Raw genomic sequence first — 17,659 nt, forward strand, 5'->3', positions numbered from 1 at the left:
TGGACAACAGGGAAAATCCCAAAGGAGAGACAACATGCAGGAAGAATTGATACGCTTTACAGCGGATGAGATAGATGCAGGACAAACGGTGCGGGATGTGCTGCAAAAGCGTTACGGTGTGTCGCGCCGCTTGCTGATCCGTGCCAAATTCAAAGGAACGATTACGCGCAACGGAGTCCTCGTGTTCGTGAATGAAAAGCTGCAAGCCGGAGACGAAGTGGCTGTCATGGTCGAAGAAGAAACAGAAGAGACGGTAGCTCCTGAGGAAATGCCGCTCTGCATTCGTTATGAGGACGACGATTTGCTGGTCATCGCCAAGCCGGCTGGACTGGTCGTGCACCCGACAGGCAACCATCCGTCAGGTACGCTTGCCAACGGGGTGATTGCCTATTGGAAAAAGCGGGGCGAAGCGCGGCGGTTTCGCGCAGTCAACCGCCTGGACAAAGATACGTCAGGCTTGATGATTGTCGCCAAAAACCAGTGGGCGCACGAGCAGTTCAGCCGCATGCAGCAAGAGCGGACGCTCCAGCGCTTTTATCAGGCGATTGCCGAAGGGATCGTTGCGAACGATGCAGGCACGATTGATTCGCCAATCGGGCTTGCGGAAAATTCGTTTATCACAAGGCAAATCCGGCCAGATGGCCAATCGGCTGTTACGCATTATCGGGTACTGGCTCGCGGTGAGGGCATGACGTTGCTGGAGCTGAAGCTGGAGACAGGCCGTACGCATCAGATTCGGGTACATATGCAAAGCGTCGGTCATCCGCTTGCAGGCGACGACCTTTACCTGGGCGGACGGGAGCATATCGGAAGACAGGCGCTTCACGCGGCAAGACTGTCTTTTGTTCACCCGCGCAGCAACGAGCCTATGGAATTTGCCGAGCCGCTGCCAGCGGATATGCAGCAATTGCTGCGAACGTTTTTCCCGGAACGGCCTGCGGGCAGCTAGAAAGAAGTCGCAAAAAAATTCGGCAAATTTCTGTGGAAAGCAGAAAGCGTTTTCGATATGATAGAAGAAACAAACAAATAAGCTGTGGAAACAGCTGGTTGTCTGCGGGGAAAAATCCCGCAAGATTTTTTTCGGTAGCAGACAGACCCAGCTTGCGCCTGACGCACGTTTCGGAGCTTTTGACAAGATACAGGGACACCCCTTTCCTTTGTCATGCACCGATTTGAGCGAACGGGGGCGAGCTGGGTTTTTTTGTGCAACAAAAGGAAGGAGGGAAGCGCATGAAACTGGTTTCCTATCGACAAAACGACAGGGGAGCGTGGCGCGCCGGACTGCTTGCGGAAGGCAAAATCACAGACATCGCGCAGGCGCTGCCGGGCGCACCCGATACGCTGCTCGGATTGTTGGAACAGTGGGAGGAATGGAAAGGGCGTTTGCTGACGCTTGCGCAAAGCGCAGACGTGCAAGCAACGGGTCTGGCCGCAGAGGACGTGTTCCTCGGCTCGCCATTGCCGCGCCCGGCGAGCTTTCGCGATTTTTACGCCTTTGAAGCGCATGTGAAGACAGCCCGGGCACGGCGCGGACTGGATATGATTCCCGAGTGGTATCGGTTCCCGGTCTTTTACTTTTCCAATGCAGCAGCCTTTTTGGGCCCGGACGCGAGCATCCAGCAGCCAAAAGCGACAGAATGGCTCGACTACGAACTGGAAGTCGCGTGCGTGATTGGCAAGGCAGGGGCAGATATTCCGCCAGAGCGTGCCCACGAGCATATAGCAGGCTTTTGCATCCTCAACGATTGGAGTGCCCGCGACATTCAGCGTGAAGAGGTCAAGGTCGGGCTTGGGCCAGCAAAAGGCAAAGACTTCGCTACTTCGATGGGGCCGTGGCTCGTTACGCCGGAAGAGCTGGAGGATGTACGCATAGCGGGAGCAAAAGGCGAGCGCTACGATCTGACGATGGTGGCGCGGGTGAACGGCGTGGAGTATTCCCGCGGCAATTTGCTCGACATCCACTATACGTTTGCGGAAATGATTGCCAGGGCCTCGCAAGATTGCATGCTGTATCCGGGCGATGTCATCGGCTCCGGGACAGTGGGCACTGGCTGCATTCTGGAGCTGGGGCCGGAGCAATACGGATGGCTCAAGCCGGGCGACGTGGTAGAGCTTGAAGTAGAGCGCCTGGGCGTGCTCAGAAATACGATCAGCGAATCACGATAATAGAGGGGGAAGCAGGATGGCTTTTTATCACCGCATGGGAGAATTGCCGCAAAAACGGCACACGACTTTTTACAAACCGGACGGCCAGCTGTACCGCGAGCAAGTAATGGGAACGAAAGGGTTCTCTGGCATCCAGTCGATTTTGTACCATCACAACCCGCCGACGCAAGTGCGCGAGACGCGCAAATATGCGGATGTGCGTCTGGAATTTGTAGAGCAGGCGGATTTGAAGCACCAGCATTTCAAAACGTTTGACCTGGCACAAGGAGGCGATCCGGTTTTTGGCCGCCGCTACTTGCTGGGGAACAGCGATGTAGTCATGGGCGTTTGTTCGCCGACAGAGCCGATGGATTACTTTTACCGCAACGCAGACGGCGACGAAGTCGTGTTTGTGCACGAGGGAGAGGGCGAGCTGCAAACGATCTTCGGCACGATTACCTACCGTCCCGGAGATTATCTGGTCATTCCGATCGGCACGACGTATCGGATCGTGCCTAGTGTGCAGAGCCGCTTTTTGGTGATTGAATCGCAAAACGAAATCGTCCCTCCGAAGCGCTATCGCAACGAGCACGGTCAATTGTTGGAACATTCCCCTTTTTGCGAACGGGACATTCGCGTACCGGAAAAGCTGGTGACACACGTAGAGAGCGGCCAGTTCGAAGTGCGCGTCAAGCGCCAATCCGTTGTCTACAGCTACTTTTTCGACTTCCATCCGTTTGACGTCGTAGGCTGGGATGGCTACTTGTATCCGTACGCGCTGAGTGTTCACGATTTTGAGCCGATTACCGGGCGCATCCATCAGCCGCCTCCGGTGCATCAGACGTTTGCCGGACAAAATTTTGTCATCTGCTCGTTCGTGCCGCGGATGTACGACTACCATCCGCAGGCGATCCCCGCTCCGTACTACCACAGTAATGTGGAGAGCGACGAGGTGTTATACTATGTGGATGGCAACTTCATGAGCCGAAAAGGCGTATACGAAGGCTCGATCACACTGCACCCGATGGGCATTCCGCACGGGCCGCACCCGGGCAAAATCGAGGCGAGCATCGGCAAAAAGGAAACGATGGAGCTGGCGGTCATGCTGGATACGTTCCAGCCGCTTTACGTCACAAAAGAGGCGTTGGCAGTGGAGGACGAAGCGTACATGTCGAGCTGGCTGCCGTCCGAGTGAACACAAAAGCGGCTGTGAGCGTTACGGTTGATCGCAAGTGGTCGCAGCACTTACCATAAATAACGTCGAGACGTTTTTCGCGTAAAAAAGGCGGGATCACGATGGAAATCAGGATTGACGAGTTACAAAGGCAGGAGAAGTACAAACTGTTGATCGGCTGCATCATTCCCCGGCCTATCGCCTGGGTGACTTCGCAGGATGGCAACGGTGTCATCAACGCCGCTCCTTTCAGCTATTTCAATGTGGCGAGCATCGAGCCGATGATGGTGTCTGTCGCTGTCATGCGCAAGCCGGGCAGCGTCCGCAAAGATACGGCGCAAAACATCGTGGAGACGGGCGAGTTTGTCGTCAACATGGTGGATGTTCACAATGTGGACGCCGTCAACCAGACATCTGCCGACTATCCGCCACAAGTGAGCGAGGTCGACGCACTCGGCCTTGCCGTTGCTCCTTCGTCGGTTGTTGCGGTTCCAAGACTTTTGGCATCGCGGATTCATTTTGAATGCAAGCTGCACCAGGTCGTCGAGTTGGGAAGTCCGACTACATCCGACCTGATCATCGGGGAAGTTGTGCACGTACATGTAGCCGACGAGCTGTATCACGCCGGGCGAATTGACGCCCATGCCTTCGCACCCGTAAGCAGGCTGGCGGGGCATACGTATGCCACTTTGGGAGATTTGTTTGACCGCCCGCGTCCCGTCTACGAGCCTGACCCTGCATCCAAGTAATCGCGCTTGTAGACAGAGAAAAACCGTTCCGGCAGGCAGCTGGAACGGTTTTTGGCGTTCTCTTGTTCGCTAGTTCAGACCGGGATAACGGGAAATGGCATCGGGTCTGATCCAGCTGTCGTAATCGGAGGAAGTCCCGGCATTGGCAGGCGTGCCATAAGGAGTGGCGTTCGGCTCCTGGCCCAGCGGGTGAACGACGCTTTGCTGGTAGTACAAATTCCGATCGCTTTGGATGTAGGAGCGTTCCTGCCCATCAGCCGTACAGCCGCCAAGGAGCAAGCCTGTGAAGAGGAACAGAAGAAACCGCATCATGCTTCACCTCGTTAGTAGCGTGACTATTCTGCGCGGTTTTCATACGCGAAAAGCCGATATCCGTCTAGGGGCTGAGGACAAATCCCTCTATGGGCCATTTTGCCGCGCTACGCACTAGGGTATCCTTAATACATATAAGGCAAGCGGATATTGTAGAGGAAGGATTGGTTCCCATGGAAAGACGTTTATACCGCTCTTCGCAAGACAAGCGACTGTTTGGGGTTTGTGGAGGCATTGCCCAGTTTTTGCGCGTTGATTCGACGCTTGTACGTGTAGGCGTTGTCATTTTGACTGTTTGTACAGGATTTCCGATCCTGATCTATCTGCTCATGGCGATGATCATGCCAAAAGAACCGAGCTGGGCATTTGCCGGTGACGGATTTGGCTTGTACGACACTCCGAAGGCTGGACATTCGCGGATGAACGATCTCGATTCGGAAATTGACCGTCTGGAGAAGCAGGCGCTGGTGCAGGAAGTGCATCGTTTGCGGGAAGAACTGAGCAAATACAGAGGCTTGTAAGCAGCAAAAAGGGTTCCTTGTCTACTTGGCACGGGGAGCCTTTTTCTGTTGGCGAAAAGGCAAGCTGTTCGGGCGCAACTGGCTGAGGAAAATTATTGGCGGAAATCTAGTCAACTTCGGCATCCCGGTGCATAACATGTAAGGTGGAGAATGTACATAGGGAGGGAACGGCAGTGTATCTCGGCGTGTTCGATTTGAATCAGCGTCTGGAGCAGACTCGCAAAGTTTTGCGGGAAAAGCAGCACCTGAAAAAGCTGATTGAAGAAGACATCCAAGAGCTGGAGAAAGACGTAAAGGCCTTGGAAGAAATGACCAACAAAGAGAAGTACGCAACAAGCGGCCAGCATTAAGGATGCGCGTAAAAAAGGATGCAGGCTTGTGAAAACAGAGAAAGTGGCGACCGCCCAAACGGCAGTCAGCCACTTTTTTGCGTATTGCCTTTTATTCGCGAAGCGCGGCGTCGAGCAGCTTTTCCACAATCGTCGGCACCATCCGGATGGCGGCGCTGTCTGTTCCGTACGTCTGACTGTCGGCGTACGTTCCTTCCATCAACAGCATCAGCGTGTAGGCCAACTCACATGGATTCGCGGCACCAAGCGCCGTTGTGCGTTCCAGGAAGGCATCCGAAATCCGTTTCTGATGCGTGCAAACCAGTTCGCGAACCGGATGGGCGGTGTCGGGAAACTCGATCGAGACGTTGATGAAGCAGCAGCCGCGAAATTCCGGGGAAGACGCCTTGGCAGCCAGGTCGGCAAAAAACTGGATCAATTGCTCCCGAGGCTGGTCGGGATGCTTGGCCATGCTTTGCTCCCACTCTTGCCAGAAAACGGTCTGCTTCTTTTGCATGTAGGCCAAAATCAAGTCTGACTTCGAGGAAAACTGGCGGTAGACGCTCATTTTGTTCAGTCCGGCACGTTCCACGATAGCGTCTACACTGACGGCATGGATGCCTTCCTGGTAAAACAGTTCCTCGGCTGCGTTCAAAATGATTTCTTGCGCTTTGGCGCGGGGCACCCGGGTTCGTTTGCTTGTGGTCATGGCAGCGTCCTGCTCTCTGTTACGATTTCCAAATATCCGCGACGATCTCGAAAGAACGCACCCGATCGGCGTGGCGGTACATTTGCGTCGTAATCATCAGCTCGTCCGCCTGGGTCGCTTCCAAAAGCTCAGACAGTTTGCTTTTCACGGTATCGGGGTCGCCCACGATTGAGGAGCGGAGTTGGGCCTGCACCGAAAGTTTCTCAAACTCGCTCCACAGCTCATCCATATTGTCCACGGGCGGCTGGATCGGTTTCAAGTCGCCGCGCACGAGGTTGAGAAACGCCTGGTAGTGCGAGGTGGCCAATCGTTCGGCAAGCTCGTTTGTATCAGCCGCCATCACATTGACGCCCACCATCGCGTAAGGCTCGGACAATACCTCGGAAGGGCGGAAGGTGTGGCGGTATGTCTGCAAGGCAGGCAATGTGTAGTTGGGGGAAAAGTGTCCGGCAAAAGCGAAGGGAAGCCCGAGCAGCCCAGCGAGACGCGCGGAAAAATCGCTGGAGCCGAGCAGCCAGATCGGAATGTTCAAGCCTTCGCCGGGAATCGCGCGCAAGGCACCGGGAGCATCGCTCGTACGCGGCCGCAAATACTCGCGCAGTTCTTCCAAAAGCTCAGGAAAGTCATCCCCGCCAATCCGCAGGTCGCGTCGCAACGCACGCGCCGTCCGCTGATCTGCTCCGGGAGCGCGGCCCAGCCCGAGATCAATCCGCCCCGGATAGAGCGATTCGAGAGTGCCGAACTGCTCCGCGATGACGAGTGGGGCGTGATTGGGCAGCATAATCCCGCCGGAGCCAACGCGCATTGTCGATGTCCCTCCCGCGATGTGGCCGATCAGGACAGAGGTAGCAGAGCTGGCAACGCTGGGCATGGCGTGGTGCTCCGCGAGCCAGTAACGGTGAAAGCCCCACTTCTCGACTTTTTGGGCGAGGTCAAGGCTGTTTTGGAACGACTGGGCAGCTGTACTGCCTTCTACAATAGGAGCGAGATCCAGCACAGACAGCGGAATATCGCGCAATGTTTTGCTCATGGAAAGGGAACCCTCCTTTTGGGGTGTCAGAATGTTACTGGTTAGTAACAAACGTACTTGCATCTTACGGGGAGGGGAGGCTGCTGTCAATGTTTCGATCGGCTGTGGCAGCACATTTGCGATCTGGTTCCAGTGTAAAGGATTTGTAAAGAAACCCGTAAAAACGATTCATAACCTTATAGTTATATTATACTCTTTGTGAAGAGAGGAGGGATATGGAGCATGGACATTTTGGAGTTGGCAGACAGTCTAAAAGCGCTGGGCGATCCCACGAGGCTGAAGATGATTGCTTTATTGAAGCTCCGGGACTTTTGTGTTTGTGAATTTGTTCCGATCTTCAAAATTTCTCAGCCAGCGGTATCTAAGCATGTCGGGCGGCTCAAGGCTGCTGGATTTGTCACGGAAACTCGAAAAGGCCAGTGGGTGATTTATTCCTTGAATCGAAGCAGATTGGCAGAAGTAGGATACGGATTGAGTCAATTGCCCGACCTTTCTGCCGAGATCGAGGAACTTGGTAAGCAAGGTTTGCTAGTGACGTGCGAGTAAGAAAGGAGGGGCAAAAGTGGGTGAACACACAGGAAAGCGTTTGTCTTTCCTAGATCGCTATTTGACCGTGTGGATATTTCTTGCCATGGCATTCGGAATTGGAGTCGGCGTTTTCATTCCTGATACGGTTGCCATCCTGAATCAATTTCAGGTCGGAACTACATCTATTCCGATCGCAATCGGGCTCATTTTGATGATGTATCCGCCGCTTGCAAAGGTGCGCTATGAAGAATTGGGGCGGGTGTTTCGCGACGGGAAAGTGCTGGGGTTATCCCTTGTACAGAACTGGGTGATTGGTCCGATTTTAATGTTTGTGCTAGCGATTGTTTTCTTGCAAGGCTATCCCGAGTACATGGTAGGTCTCATGATGATTGGGCTCGCTCGCTGCATTGCAATGGTCATTGTATGGAACGATCTTTGTAAGGGAGACACTGAATACGCGGCGGGACTGGTTGCCTTCAATTCAATCTTTCAGGTCTTGTTCTATTCCGTTTATACGTACATTTTCATTACAGTTTTGCCAGAGTGGTTCGGTTTGCAGGGGATGGTGGTTGACATAACTATCGCTGAAGTAGCCAAAAGCGTCTTTATTTATTTGGGGGTGCCGTTTCTTGCAGGGATGATCACACGCTATACGTTGGTCCACCGAAAAGGGCGTACCTGGTACGAGAGCGTGTTTGTCCCAAAAATCAGTCCGATCACGTTGAACGCTCTGCTGTTTACGATCATTGTCATGTTCTCGATCAAAGGGGACGTCATCGTCGCGCTTCCGCTGGATGTTGTGCGGATTGCGATTCCACTGTTGATTTACTTTGTCATTATGTTTTTGGTGTCGTTTTTCATGGGGAAAAAGGCAGGAGCTCCTTATCCAGTAACCTCTACGCTGGCGTTCACCGCTGCAAGCAACAATTTCGAATTGGCCATCGCTGTTGCCGTGGGCGTCTTTGGGCTCCACTCCGGGGCTGCGTTTGCTGCGGTGATCGGCCCACTGGTAGAGGTGCCCGTGATGATTGCACTCGTGAATTTGGCACTTTGGTTTCAGAAGAAGTATTTTCATCCAGGCCAAAAGTAAAGGAGAGTCCAACATGGTTAACAAAGCATTCGTCTATTTTCTTTGCACGGGCAACTCTTGCAGGAGCCAAATGGCCCACGGTTTTTTACAAGCGCTTGGCGGGGGAAAGTACGAGGTGATGAGTGCGGGGCTAGAAGCGCATGGGCTGAATCCCCGGGCTGTAGATGTGATGAAAGAAGCAGGAGTAGATATCAGCCATCACACTTCCGACAAGATTGATCCTGTCATTTTGAAAAAAGCGGATTACGTCATTACGTTATGCGGGCATGCAGATGAGAATTGCCCTTTGATCCCGAACGAAAACGCAATCAAGCTGCATTGGGGGTTCGATGACCCAGCCAAGGCAACAGGGACAGAGGAGGAAGTAAAGGAGCAGTTCCGAACCGTTCGTGATGCCATCAGGAAGCGTGTCGTCCAGTTCGTGGAAGCAGGAAAATAACATGAAATGCCCCCGGTTCTCGGATAGGTAAGCGGGGGCATTTTCCAATATCAAAAAAAATTGATGTAATCCGTTGCTTTTGCAAGATTTTGGTGATACAGTTAATACATCAAAAAAAGTTGATGCAGGTGAGACAGGATGAAGCAAGGAGATATAAGCGGGACATTTGAACAATATGAAGCCAAATTTAAAGCTCTTGCGGATCGGAAGCGACTGCAAATCATGTACGAACTGACGCAGCGCGGCAAGGTTTGTGTATGTGATTTGGCAGAAGTGATGGATATGGCACAGTCCAAACTGTCCTATCATCTCAAGATCCTTCTCGATGCCAATCTCATCCAAAAAGAGACGGATGGAACATGGAACTACTATCAGCTAAACGAAACTCAGATCAATCACCTTCTTTCCGAAGAGCTTTGTTGTGTGTTCCGGTCTAGCAACACTTGTTACTAAAATTTTTTTATTCAAAACATCAATTTTTTTTGATATTTAAATCAAATTTTTTTGATATTGAGGAGGAACAGTCATGTTGTATGCTCATATTGGGATTAACGTAACAAATCTGGAGAAGTCGATCGCGTTTTACTCTAAGCTGTTTGACGCTGAACCTGTCAAAGTAAAGCCTGATTACGCGAAGTTTCTTCTGTCTTCTCCAGCTTTGAATTTTACGCTGAATGTAAGCCGTGAAGTGACCGGGAATCAAGTGAGCCACTTTGGATTTCAAGTCGCTTCGACAGAAGACGTCCTCATCCATAAAACACGTTTGGAGAAGCGCAATCTTTTTTCGAATAAAGATGAAAGGAACATTACCTGCTGTTATGCAACCCAGGATAAATTCTGGGTACACGACCCGGATGGAAACGAGTGGGAGTTCTTTTACACGAAAGCAGATGCAGATACTCATCGGGAGATTGCAGCAGTTTGCTGCACGCCTGAATCCGAGAACGGGAATGGGGAGACAAAGAGCTGTTGCTGATGGCGAAATGGGGGAGGGCCATATGAAAATGGCGAGAATGTAGATTTACCATAGCCAGCGGAGTCAAGGGAGTGAGGTGAGGCAAACCCTTGACTCGTTGGCAGGTGGATTGAGCAATGCAACTGAGTCCTGTACTTATTGCTTCGTCAAAATAACCGGCCCGTTCGCCGTAATAGCAATCGTGTGCTCGTACTGGGCAGACAGCTTGCCGTCGCGGGTTCTGGCCGTCCAACCGTCGGCATCGACAGTGGCGTGGTAGGTGCCGATATTGAGCATCGGCTCGATCGTGATGACCATGCCTTCTTTCAGGCGCTGACCCCGTCCTGGAGGGCCGAAGTGCGGAACGAACGGCTCCTCGTGCATTTCCTGTCCGATTCCGTGGCCGGTAAAGTCGCGTACAACCGAGTAGCCTTGTGCTTGGGCGTACGTTTGAATCGCGTGGGAAATGTCGCCGATCCGGTTGCCGACAACCGCTTGTTCAATGCCCAGGTACAGTGATTTTTCCGTGACTTCCAGCAGCTTTTTCGCTTCCGGTGAGACGGTGCCCACTTCGTACGACCAGGCCGAATCCGCCAGCCAGCCGTTTTTGCGCACAACCATGTCGATCGTGACGATATCTCCATCGCGCAGCGGTTCCTTTTTCGGGAAGCCGTGGCAAATCACGTCGTTAACGGAAGCGCAGGTGGCGTACGGGTAGCCGTGGAAGCCTTTTTGTTCCGGTGTTGCGCCGTGGCTCGCCAAAAACTCTTCTACAAATTGTTCAATTTCCCAAGTGGTTAGCCCAGGACGAATCATCTTCGCAATCTCGCGATGGCAGGCAGCCAAAATCTTGCCTGCTGCGTGCATCAGTTCGATTTCTTCGGGTGTCTTGAGGATAATCATCGACTCTCTCCTTGTCCTCGCGTAAGTTCAAATGCTCTCTATACAGTATACAGTGTAGACCTGTTTGGGGCTAATTGCCACAGTGAAAACGGCATGGTAGGATGAGGAAGAACTAAACAACCTGGGGGTAGGTAGCGTGGACAAGTTTCAAGAACATCTGGCGAACTACCAGATTCATGTAAAGGACGATATCGAAAAACGCGTCGCATTTATTCGCGAGCAGATTGACGGAAACGGGCTGGGCGGCGTAGTCGTAGGCATTTCCGGCGGCATCGACAGCGCCGTAACAGCGGCTTTGTGCGTGCGTGCCCTGGGCCGCGAACGAGTCGTTGGCATCTGGCTGCCAGCGTATTCGCAAAACGTTCACGCCGAAGATTCACAGCGTTTGGCTGAAGCGATCGGAATGAATTTGCATACAGTCGATGTCGGAGCTGCGTACGATGCGCTTGTTCCAGCTATTGAAGGAGTGCTCGCGCTCGACGACAAGACAAAAGGAAATACAAAAGCACGCCTGCGCATGACCGTGCTGTACGCCGTAGCTAACCAGAAAGGCTATCTGGTTGCCGATACGTGCAACCGCAGCGAGATTCATGTCGGCTACATGACAAAAGGCGGAGACGGTCTGGCTGACTTCAACCCGGTAGCGAGCCTGACCAAGCACGAAATGCGCATTCTCGCCGCTGCGCTTGGCGTGCCGGAAGCGATCATTACGAAAGCTCCTTCCGCCGATTTGTGGGAAGGCCAAACGGATGAGCAGGAAATGGGCTTTACGTACGAAGACCTCGACCGCCTGCTGATTACCGGAGAAACCAGACCGGAGGCAAAAGAGCGCATCGATTACTTGCACCGCATATCCGAACACAAACGCAACCTGATGCCAGGTATTTAAGATGAGCGATTACAAGCTGTTTACGAGCTGCCTGTGGCAGACGACGAGTGCGGTCGTTTCGACGCCTGACCGACTGTATTTGTTTGACCCGGCCTATTTTCCGCACGAGATCGAGGCGATTGCCGAGTATGTGCAAAGTGTGCGAAACGGACGGGAGCTTGTTCTCGTCTTGACGCATGGCGACTGGGACCATATTGTGGGCTATCCCCGATTTGCCGATGCCAAGCTGATTGGGCACAAAAAGATTACCGACCCTGAGCGGCTTGCCAAAAAGCTGCAGAAGGCGAGGAAGTTTGACGGCTCGTATTATGTGAATCGTCCGTACGAGCTGAATCCTCCCGCGTTTGACAAGCTGGTCGAGCAGGTGGAAGCATGGGAAGAAGTGCGGTTTATCCCGGTTCCCGGCCATACGGTTGATCAGCTGGCGACGCTCTTTTGCGAGCAAAAACTGCTGGTCGTCGGCGACATGCTTTCCAACCTGGAATTTCCGTTTGTGGACGATAGCAGCGCGTACTTGTCGAGCTTGCAAGCGATTGAAAAGCTGGTCGTGGACGGCGAGGTTGAAGAGCTCATTCCGGGGCACGGCGTCCCGGCAAAAGGGCGCGAGTCAATTTTGCACCGGATCAGACGGGACCAAGAGTATTTGCTTGCTGCCCGGAAGCTGATTTTCGAAGGCGTAGCGGCGGGGATGAGCGAGGAAGCGCTGGCTGAGAGCTTTCGGCAAATCTCTTACGACGGTGCGCCGATCGGCCAGTATTTGCAAGATTCCCACGAGCAAAACCGCATCGTGCTGATGAAGGAAGCTGTTTCACTGACAGGTTGATTATTAGGCAGTTTTGTACGATAATAGAAGTTACGCACAAAACTTTCTAGGAAAGAGGTGGAACAGATGTCGACGACTGAATTGATGCTGAGAACGAGCCTCGAAGGCCGCGTGAAACGTACGTTGCAAACGTATTTCCGCCGTCCTAACGACGTGTTGGTAAAAGAAAGCCTCGGAGCGAACGGCCTGTCCCCGGAACAAGTGGAAGTTACGATGGAACTGTTGAAACAAGACGCTACTGTTGCAGAAATCATCGAGCAACTGCGGGATAAAGGCTACTTGGCGTAACGCAAGATTGCGTACATAAAAAAGACCGGACGGACAAGAAATTGTCAGTTCCGGTCTTTTTTATACAGTATAAGTGCAACTAAGGCTGCGCCGCAGGCTTGGCGCAGCCAAGTTTTCTAATGCGAAGCGGTGGAGCCGCCGAATTTTCAGGGAGAGGTGCGGCCGTGGGTCACGGAGCGGCGCAGTTTTTTCCGGCGATACATCAGAAGAGCGCCATGTACCAAAAAATAGCTGGCGACTGCGACGACCATGCCCATAATCGCGCTTCCTGTGAAGTAGGCCAACCCTTTTTCTTTCATCCAGACAAGCCATTGCGGCCACGCTTCGTGCGGAGGGGCGGGGGGAGACTGTAACGGTTTTCCGACAAAAGCGTACCCAATATTGTAGTTCACGACCATGAAGATAGGCAGCACGAGTTTTCCGATGACAAACGCGATCAAACCCGCAGGCAGGCTGGCGCGAAACAGCCTGACCAGCGGAAAGAGCAGCAAAAAAGCGAGGCCGAAGGTGGGCAGGGTAATGAACTCGACAAAAATCCCGACGGAAAAGCCGCGGGCGACAAAAGAAGGCGCCCCTTTCATTCTGATCAGCTTGTAGTATTCGAATTTCAGTTTGCGGTACAGTTTGTTCCACATAGTTGCCTCTCTTTTGTCTGAACTCATGTTCTGTTTTTCCCAAAAAAGGCTTCGCTTGGGGGAAGCCAATTAACACAAGTATGTCCAGTTCTCCTGGCAAAAATTGATACCCCTTTGTCCACGCCGACCGAGAGGAGCGTTCATTTGTGAATGCTGCTATCTTTTGGCATAATGGAGAGGGCAGACCCGCAAGAAAAGTGGTGGAAGTTATGGCAGAAGTGATGACTACATTTGGCGACTACATTGCGCAATACGGATACGGAGCCTTGTTTGGCTTGTTTTTTCTGGGAATTTTGGGGATGCCGCTGCCAGAAGAAACGCTGCTCGTTTTTTCCGGTTTTCTGGTTTCGACAGGTCAACTGGCTTATTGGCCTACTTTTCTCGTCTGCTTTCTCGGCTCGATATCAGCGATGACGACGGCCTACTGGATCGGGCGAAAGCTGGGCTTCCCTTTTTTAGAGAAGTACGGGAAGCGGCTCGGCATGGGATACACCGTCTACAAAAAAACGGAAGAATGGTTCAATCGGGTAGGAAAATGGGCGCTGCCGCTCGGCTATTTTATCCCTGGGGTGCGACAGTTTACCGCCTACTTCGCGGGAATTACGAGACTTCCGTTTCCGACATTTCTGCTGTACACGTATACGGGCGGGCTGTTTTGGAGCCTGTTGTTCGTCACCTTGGGCTGGCAGTTGGGAGAGCGCTGGGATGAACTGTTCGATCTCATCTCGCGCAATCTGGCTATATTCTTTATCGCATTGTTTGCAATCATTGCCGGCTGGTCTTATTTGCGGCATCGGGCAAGTTTGAAGAAACAAAAACGGAGGGGAATGCAATGAGTGAAGAGAATCGGCAAGACAATAACCTGCCAGTGATTCGCGAGCCTGAGCAGTTGGTTCCGCTACAATTACCCGAGGTGCATCAGCGTTTCTACGACAAACTGCGGGCCAAAATCGAAGCTTTCATCAAAGACAAAGGCGTCAATGACACGGCAGCGAACTATATTTTGTTGGCGCCGGATCTGTTCGTGTTGCTCGCCCGTCTGCTTCTGGACAAGCGGGTAGGCGTTCAGTCCAAGGCGATTGCCGGGGTGGCGGTCGCTTATTTCATCACGCCGATCGATTTTATCCCGGAAGCGCTCGTCGGCGGCGTCGGGCTTTTGGACGACGTCGTTTTGGCAGTTTACGCCCTGCGGCGAATTTTGGTGGACGTGGATGAAAAAATCGTGCGCGAGCATTGGAATGGCAAGGAAGACTTGCTCGGTGTCATTACGAAGGTCGTAAAGTCGGCAGATGACCTCGTTGGCAAAAAAATCGTGAAAAAGCTGGAAGAGACACTGTTCCGAAAAAAATAAACAGGATGGGACACGAATGACAAAATATTTGCTGGATTATCAAGAGGGAGAGAGAGTCGTCGCCTTTTGCCTGGTGAAAAGCAAAGAGGCTGGCGTGGCGAGCAACCAGAGCGAGTATTTGAACCTGGAGCTGGGAGATCGCTCCGGCACGCTCATGGCCAAGCTGTGGGATGTCAGCCCTGAAATGAAAGAGTGGATCGCCGTAAAATCTGTGGTGAAAATCGACGCCGCCGTCCAGATGTACCGTGGGAAAAAGCAGCTGGTGATCCAGCGCATTCGCCCGGCAGCCGCATCGGATGAAGTGTTGATGGAGTCGCTGATCCCTGTATCCCCGGTTCCGGTGGACGAGCTGTGGACGAAGCTCATGCAGACGGTAGACAGCTTGAAAAGCGACACGCTGCGAGCGATTATCCGCGAGGCGTTGGCTACGGAGGAAATCAGCGAGCGGCTGAGGCAGTACCCGGCAGGGGTAAAAATGCACCACAATTACTACCACGGACTGCTGGAACATATCGTTTCCTTGCTGTCAGCGGCGCAAAGCTTGCTTCCGCTCTATCCGCAGGTCGATAGAGATGTCCTCTACGCCACTTGCATCCTGCACGATATCGGGAAGCTGTACGAGCTGTCAGACCCGATTGCGCCGGACTACACCACGCCAGGCCAGCTGATCGGCCATCTGGTGATGGGCGTCGAGATGGTCAGCGGCATTTGCCGCAAGCTGGACATTCCGCTCGGAGACGCCGAGGTGCTTCATCTCAAACATTGCATTTTGAGTCATCATGGGGAAGTGGAGAACGGCTGGGGAAGCGCCGTATCCGGCAAGACTCCGACGGCTGTCTTGTTCCATTACCTGGACCAGATCGACAGCAAAATGAACGCACTCGGGCAAACACTCGCCGACATGGGCGAGGAAGACGAGTGGGCGTACGCAGGTGTGCTCAGACGAAAAGTTTGGCGAGGCTACTAATCGTCATCTGGCAGCATGAAAAAGGAAAAGCACCAAAACCAGAAAGCCAACTGCTCGAATCAGGCAGTTGGCTTTTTTGTGCCGAACAAATTTTCTGAAACCTTTTCCTTCCTGTACCGTCTTACTACAAGATTGGCTTGCAAAGGAGGAGTTTGCTATGAAAAAAAGCAGCAAAATAATTGAAGTAATGCTGGTGGCGACAGTTCTCGCCGTGCCGGGAGCTGCGATTGGAACAGCGGCACCTGTCTATGCCTACGACGGCAAATCTGATCTCGAAGTCATTCCGCTGCCTGACGATATACGCAAGCTTTTGGTCGATTTGAAGGAAGATTACGTGCCGCTTTTGTCCGACCTGCACGTCGATGCGATCGGAAAAGGCAGCAAGTCCGAGACGATCCTTGCTCTGTCCGACCGAAAAAGCGTGATTACCGCAAATATTTTTCTCGATCTCGTCGTCGATGCAGATGGAAACATTACTTCCTTAAAACTGAATGGCGCTGACCGTGATCAGCAAAAGTGGGACAAACAAGCAACCTACAAAAAGCTGACGGATTTTATTCGCGAGAACGTGCCTGATCATATCGTCATAGCGACACAGCCCAGGCTCTCTACAGATCGGAAAGCGGGACTCGACCGCTTGGCAGTCGTGCCGTTTTATCCGGTGCTCAACGGCGTCTGGGTGAAAAAGGAGATGGGTCGCGCCTATATCGATGCTTCGGGACAGATTGTGCACTTTTGGCAAGAGAAAAAGAAGCTTCCACTGGCAACGGAGGTAGCTGACCCGAAAAAAGCGATCGCTCTGGAAAAGGCGGCGAGCGCGTGGGGCAATGACCTGGACGTGCAGCTTGTTTACGATACCGCTGCGGGCAAGCTCGTATACGAGCCGGTCAAGCTCCCGGTTGTGGATGCCCTGACCGGAGAAATCGTCCCGGAAGTCACTGTCACGGCAACGGAAACCGTCAAGCTGAAAGGAACCGCTGGCAACTCAAGCTGGGGCGATCGCACTAAAATGGAAGAGTGGCTTGCGAAGAACTTCGCGCTGAAAATGAGCAGCCTGACATTCGAGGCCCCATCCGTGAAACAAAAGAAACGCGACACCGATCTGTACGAGTGGAACGCGAGAATGTACCAGAGTGCCTCCGTGCTGGTAGAGCGGAAAACGAAGTCGTTGCTTGCCTTTTCCCTGGATGGCTCGGCCCAAAGCGAACGGGAAAAACCGCTGAGTGAAGATGAAGCAAAAGCGTTGGCCCTCCGTTTTGCAGAAACGAATTTGTTGTCCAGGGAACAGAGCTTTGTGGTCGAACAAACTCGCCCGGTTGACTACTTGCCCGGATGGGCCGATCAAAATGTGGTGCGGCCGCTCTACCAGTACGATTTTTATCCCGAGGCCACTGGAATCCGCGCGTCTACTCCGCTGTTTACCATCGAAGTAGACGCGAAAAAAGGGAACGTCGTCAGAGCAAAGGTGAACGAAACAGCCGCCATGCCAGCCGCGTTGGACAAACAAGGGGTCATCGGTCAGGAGCGAGCCAAAGAGCTGTTGTTGAAGCATGCTGCTTTGCGCCTTGCGTACTTCTATCCGCAGATCGGCGGGCAGACAGCTGCCACTCCGCAGCTCGCGTATGTGCCGACGGCGGATACGGAAGCGTTGCAGGTGGAAGCCAAAACAGGCGAAGTAGCGGACAGCTGGCGTGAGCTGACCGAGTAACCAAAACAGGCAACGACCCGGCGTGGCTGTGTGCTGCCGGGTTGTTTGCATGGATTGTCCCATGCCTTTCTTTTCAAAATAGACAAACACTTCACAGCTAGTAGGATTTTTTTG

The 17,659-nt window shown here is 52.9% G+C and carries 23 protein-coding genes; 18 read left to right on the forward strand and 5 right to left on the reverse strand.

Annotated features, from left to right (window positions below; all coding sequences use genetic code 11):
- Positions 1-34: 34 nt before the first annotated feature.
- The 4 genes from IRJ17_RS13380 (at position 35) to IRJ17_RS13395 (ending at position 4,068) form a co-directional block, all read left to right on the forward strand.
- Complete coding sequence (locus tag IRJ17_RS13380) at positions 35-949, forward strand: RluA family pseudouridine synthase (RefSeq protein ID WP_122964775.1); 915 nt, start codon at positions 35-37, stop codon at positions 947-949.
- Between the two features lie 281 nt (positions 950-1,230).
- Positions 1,231-2,166: a fumarylacetoacetate hydrolase family protein gene (locus IRJ17_RS13385; protein ID WP_242774992.1), complete on the forward strand. Its 936-nt coding sequence runs from the start codon at positions 1,231-1,233 to the stop codon at positions 2,164-2,166.
- Positions 2,167-2,182: 16 nt separating this feature from the next.
- A complete protein-coding gene (locus tag IRJ17_RS13390) occupies positions 2,183-3,340 on the forward strand; it encodes a homogentisate 1,2-dioxygenase (RefSeq protein ID WP_122964777.1) in 1,158 nt (385 codons plus the stop codon).
- Positions 3,341-3,441: 101 nt separating this feature from the next.
- Positions 3,442-4,068 (forward strand): flavin reductase family protein, encoded by a 627-nt coding sequence (locus tag IRJ17_RS13395; protein ID WP_122964778.1) that lies wholly within the window; start codon positions 3,442-3,444, stop codon positions 4,066-4,068.
- 69 nt (positions 4,069-4,137) lie between these two features.
- On the opposite strand, the gene IRJ17_RS13400 is transcribed toward IRJ17_RS13395, so the two are convergent.
- Positions 4,138-4,380, reverse strand: a complete 243-nt coding sequence (locus IRJ17_RS13400; protein ID WP_233454156.1) for a hypothetical protein — start codon at positions 4,378-4,380, stop codon at positions 4,138-4,140.
- 173 nt (positions 4,381-4,553) lie between these two features.
- Here IRJ17_RS13400 and IRJ17_RS13405 point away from each other — a divergent pair, with 173 nt between their 5' ends.
- Both IRJ17_RS13405 and IRJ17_RS13410 read left to right on the forward strand, forming a co-directional pair.
- Positions 4,554-4,901, forward strand: a complete 348-nt coding sequence (locus IRJ17_RS13405; protein ID WP_122964780.1) for a PspC domain-containing protein — start codon at positions 4,554-4,556, stop codon at positions 4,899-4,901.
- 173 nt (positions 4,902-5,074) lie between these two features.
- Positions 5,075-5,251 (forward strand): hypothetical protein, encoded by a 177-nt coding sequence (locus IRJ17_RS13410; RefSeq protein WP_167470310.1) that lies wholly within the window; start codon positions 5,075-5,077, stop codon positions 5,249-5,251.
- Positions 5,252-5,342: 91 nt separating this feature from the next.
- On the opposite strand, the gene IRJ17_RS13415 is transcribed toward IRJ17_RS13410, so the two are convergent.
- Positions 5,343-5,939 (reverse strand): TetR/AcrR family transcriptional regulator, encoded by a 597-nt coding sequence (locus IRJ17_RS13415; protein WP_242774994.1) that lies wholly within the window; start codon positions 5,937-5,939, stop codon positions 5,343-5,345.
- Between the two features lie 19 nt (positions 5,940-5,958).
- Entirely contained in the window at positions 5,959-6,969 is a 1,011-nt protein-coding gene (locus IRJ17_RS13420) for an LLM class flavin-dependent oxidoreductase (RefSeq protein ID WP_173599599.1), read from the reverse strand.
- Between the two features lie 222 nt (positions 6,970-7,191).
- On the opposite strand from IRJ17_RS13420, the gene IRJ17_RS13425 reads away from it, so the two are divergent.
- From IRJ17_RS13425 to IRJ17_RS13445, 5 genes are all read left to right on the forward strand, one after another.
- Complete coding sequence (locus IRJ17_RS13425; RefSeq protein ID WP_173599600.1) at positions 7,192-7,515, forward strand: ArsR/SmtB family transcription factor; 324 nt, start codon at positions 7,192-7,194, stop codon at positions 7,513-7,515.
- A gap of 85 nt (positions 7,516-7,600) precedes the next feature.
- Positions 7,601-8,587, forward strand: a complete 987-nt coding sequence (arsB, locus tag IRJ17_RS13430; RefSeq protein WP_233454157.1) for an ACR3 family arsenite efflux transporter — start codon at positions 7,601-7,603, stop codon at positions 8,585-8,587.
- Between the two features lie 13 nt (positions 8,588-8,600).
- Complete coding sequence (arsC, locus tag IRJ17_RS13435; RefSeq protein ID WP_122964785.1) at positions 8,601-9,026, forward strand: arsenate reductase (thioredoxin); 426 nt, start codon at positions 8,601-8,603, stop codon at positions 9,024-9,026.
- A gap of 138 nt (positions 9,027-9,164) precedes the next feature.
- A complete protein-coding gene (locus tag IRJ17_RS13440; protein ID WP_217365776.1) occupies positions 9,165-9,479 on the forward strand; it encodes an ArsR/SmtB family transcription factor in 315 nt (104 codons plus the stop codon).
- A gap of 73 nt (positions 9,480-9,552) precedes the next feature.
- Positions 9,553-10,002, forward strand: coding sequence for an ArsI/CadI family heavy metal resistance metalloenzyme (locus IRJ17_RS13445; RefSeq protein ID WP_173599602.1), 450 nt, complete (start codon positions 9,553-9,555; stop codon positions 10,000-10,002).
- A gap of 135 nt (positions 10,003-10,137) precedes the next feature.
- On the opposite strand, the gene map is transcribed toward IRJ17_RS13445, so the two are convergent.
- Positions 10,138-10,884 carry a type I methionyl aminopeptidase gene (gene map, locus IRJ17_RS13450; RefSeq protein ID WP_122964787.1) on the reverse strand — a complete coding sequence of 249 codons (747 nt, stop codon included), beginning with the start codon at positions 10,882-10,884 and terminating at the stop codon, positions 10,138-10,140.
- A gap of 136 nt (positions 10,885-11,020) precedes the next feature.
- Between map and nadE the strand changes: the two genes are divergently transcribed.
- The 3 genes from nadE (at position 11,021) to IRJ17_RS13465 (ending at position 12,884) form a co-directional block, all read left to right on the forward strand.
- Positions 11,021-11,773 (forward strand): NAD(+) synthase, encoded by a 753-nt coding sequence (gene nadE / locus IRJ17_RS13455; RefSeq protein ID WP_242774996.1) that lies wholly within the window; start codon positions 11,021-11,023, stop codon positions 11,771-11,773.
- Position 11,774: 1 nt separating this feature from the next.
- Positions 11,775-12,596: an MBL fold metallo-hydrolase gene (locus tag IRJ17_RS13460; RefSeq protein WP_173597794.1), complete on the forward strand. Its 822-nt coding sequence runs from the start codon at positions 11,775-11,777 to the stop codon at positions 12,594-12,596.
- Positions 12,597-12,662: 66 nt separating this feature from the next.
- A complete protein-coding gene (locus tag IRJ17_RS13465) occupies positions 12,663-12,884 on the forward strand; it encodes a hypothetical protein (protein WP_063230062.1) in 222 nt (73 codons plus the stop codon).
- A 146-nt stretch (positions 12,885-13,030) separates the two neighbouring features.
- Here the strand turns inward: IRJ17_RS13465 and IRJ17_RS13470 are convergent, their stop codons facing one another.
- Positions 13,031-13,519, reverse strand: a complete 489-nt coding sequence (locus tag IRJ17_RS13470; RefSeq protein WP_173597793.1) for a DUF2062 domain-containing protein — start codon at positions 13,517-13,519, stop codon at positions 13,031-13,033.
- Between the two features lie 209 nt (positions 13,520-13,728).
- Between IRJ17_RS13470 and IRJ17_RS13475 the strand changes: the two genes are divergently transcribed.
- The 4 genes from IRJ17_RS13475 (at position 13,729) to IRJ17_RS13490 (ending at position 17,545) form a co-directional block, all read left to right on the forward strand.
- Positions 13,729-14,355, forward strand: coding sequence for a DedA family protein (locus IRJ17_RS13475; RefSeq protein WP_122964791.1), 627 nt, complete (start codon positions 13,729-13,731; stop codon positions 14,353-14,355).
- Positions 14,352-14,870 (forward strand): YkvA family protein, encoded by a 519-nt coding sequence (locus IRJ17_RS13480; RefSeq protein ID WP_122964792.1) that lies wholly within the window; start codon positions 14,352-14,354, stop codon positions 14,868-14,870. The genes IRJ17_RS13475 and IRJ17_RS13480 overlap by 4 nt, the downstream gene beginning before the upstream one ends.
- 16 nt (positions 14,871-14,886) lie before the next feature.
- Positions 14,887-15,837, forward strand: a complete 951-nt coding sequence (locus IRJ17_RS13485) for a 3'-5' exoribonuclease YhaM family protein (RefSeq protein WP_122964793.1) — start codon at positions 14,887-14,889, stop codon at positions 15,835-15,837.
- A 157-nt stretch (positions 15,838-15,994) separates the two neighbouring features.
- Entirely contained in the window at positions 15,995-17,545 is a 1,551-nt protein-coding gene (locus IRJ17_RS13490; RefSeq protein ID WP_242774998.1) for a YcdB/YcdC domain-containing protein, read from the forward strand.
- The last annotated feature ends 114 nt before the right edge of the window (positions 17,546-17,659 follow it).

The organism is Brevibacillus parabrevis (assembly GCF_022701015.1).
Lineage (GTDB): Bacteria > Bacillota > Bacilli > Brevibacillales > Brevibacillaceae > Brevibacillus > Brevibacillus parabrevis.

Excerpts from the sequence above, each read along its gene's own strand:
- IRJ17_RS13380 (WP_122964775.1), top strand. The coding sequence starts at position 35 with ATGCAGGAAGAATTGATACGCTTTACAGCGGATGAGATAGATGCAGGA.
- IRJ17_RS13385 (WP_242774992.1), top strand. The coding sequence starts at position 1,231 with ATGAAACTGGTTTCCTATCGACAAAACGACAGGGGAGCGTGGCGCGCC.
- IRJ17_RS13390 (WP_122964777.1), top strand. The coding sequence starts at position 2,183 with ATGGCTTTTTATCACCGCATGGGAGAATTGCCGCAAAAACGGCACACG.
- IRJ17_RS13395 (WP_122964778.1), top strand. The coding sequence starts at position 3,442 with ATGGAAATCAGGATTGACGAGTTACAAAGGCAGGAGAAGTACAAACTG.
- IRJ17_RS13400 (WP_233454156.1), bottom strand. The coding sequence starts at position 4,380 with ATGATGCGGTTTCTTCTGTTCCTCTTCACAGGCTTGCTCCTTGGCGGC.
- IRJ17_RS13405 (WP_122964780.1), top strand. The coding sequence starts at position 4,554 with ATGGAAAGACGTTTATACCGCTCTTCGCAAGACAAGCGACTGTTTGGG.
- IRJ17_RS13415 (WP_242774994.1), bottom strand. The coding sequence starts at position 5,939 with ATGACCACAAGCAAACGAACCCGGGTGCCCCGCGCCAAAGCGCAAGAA.
- IRJ17_RS13420 (WP_173599599.1), bottom strand. The coding sequence starts at position 6,969 with ATGAGCAAAACATTGCGCGATATTCCGCTGTCTGTGCTGGATCTCGCT.
- IRJ17_RS13425 (WP_173599600.1), top strand. The coding sequence starts at position 7,192 with ATGGACATTTTGGAGTTGGCAGACAGTCTAAAAGCGCTGGGCGATCCC.
- arsB (WP_233454157.1), top strand. The coding sequence starts at position 7,601 with ATGGCATTCGGAATTGGAGTCGGCGTTTTCATTCCTGATACGGTTGCC.
- arsC (WP_122964785.1), top strand. The coding sequence starts at position 8,601 with ATGGTTAACAAAGCATTCGTCTATTTTCTTTGCACGGGCAACTCTTGC.
- IRJ17_RS13440 (WP_217365776.1), top strand. The coding sequence starts at position 9,165 with ATGAAGCAAGGAGATATAAGCGGGACATTTGAACAATATGAAGCCAAA.
- IRJ17_RS13445 (WP_173599602.1), top strand. The coding sequence starts at position 9,553 with ATGTTGTATGCTCATATTGGGATTAACGTAACAAATCTGGAGAAGTCG.
- map (WP_122964787.1), bottom strand. The coding sequence starts at position 10,884 with ATGATTATCCTCAAGACACCCGAAGAAATCGAACTGATGCACGCAGCA.
- IRJ17_RS13460 (WP_173597794.1), top strand. The coding sequence starts at position 11,775 with ATGAGCGATTACAAGCTGTTTACGAGCTGCCTGTGGCAGACGACGAGT.
- IRJ17_RS13465 (WP_063230062.1), top strand. The coding sequence starts at position 12,663 with ATGTCGACGACTGAATTGATGCTGAGAACGAGCCTCGAAGGCCGCGTG.
- IRJ17_RS13470 (WP_173597793.1), bottom strand. The coding sequence starts at position 13,519 with ATGTGGAACAAACTGTACCGCAAACTGAAATTCGAATACTACAAGCTG.
- IRJ17_RS13475 (WP_122964791.1), top strand. The coding sequence starts at position 13,729 with ATGGCAGAAGTGATGACTACATTTGGCGACTACATTGCGCAATACGGA.
- IRJ17_RS13480 (WP_122964792.1), top strand. The coding sequence starts at position 14,352 with ATGAGTGAAGAGAATCGGCAAGACAATAACCTGCCAGTGATTCGCGAG.
- IRJ17_RS13485 (WP_122964793.1), top strand. The coding sequence starts at position 14,887 with ATGACAAAATATTTGCTGGATTATCAAGAGGGAGAGAGAGTCGTCGCC.
- IRJ17_RS13490 (WP_242774998.1), top strand. The coding sequence starts at position 15,995 with ATGAAAAAAAGCAGCAAAATAATTGAAGTAATGCTGGTGGCGACAGTT.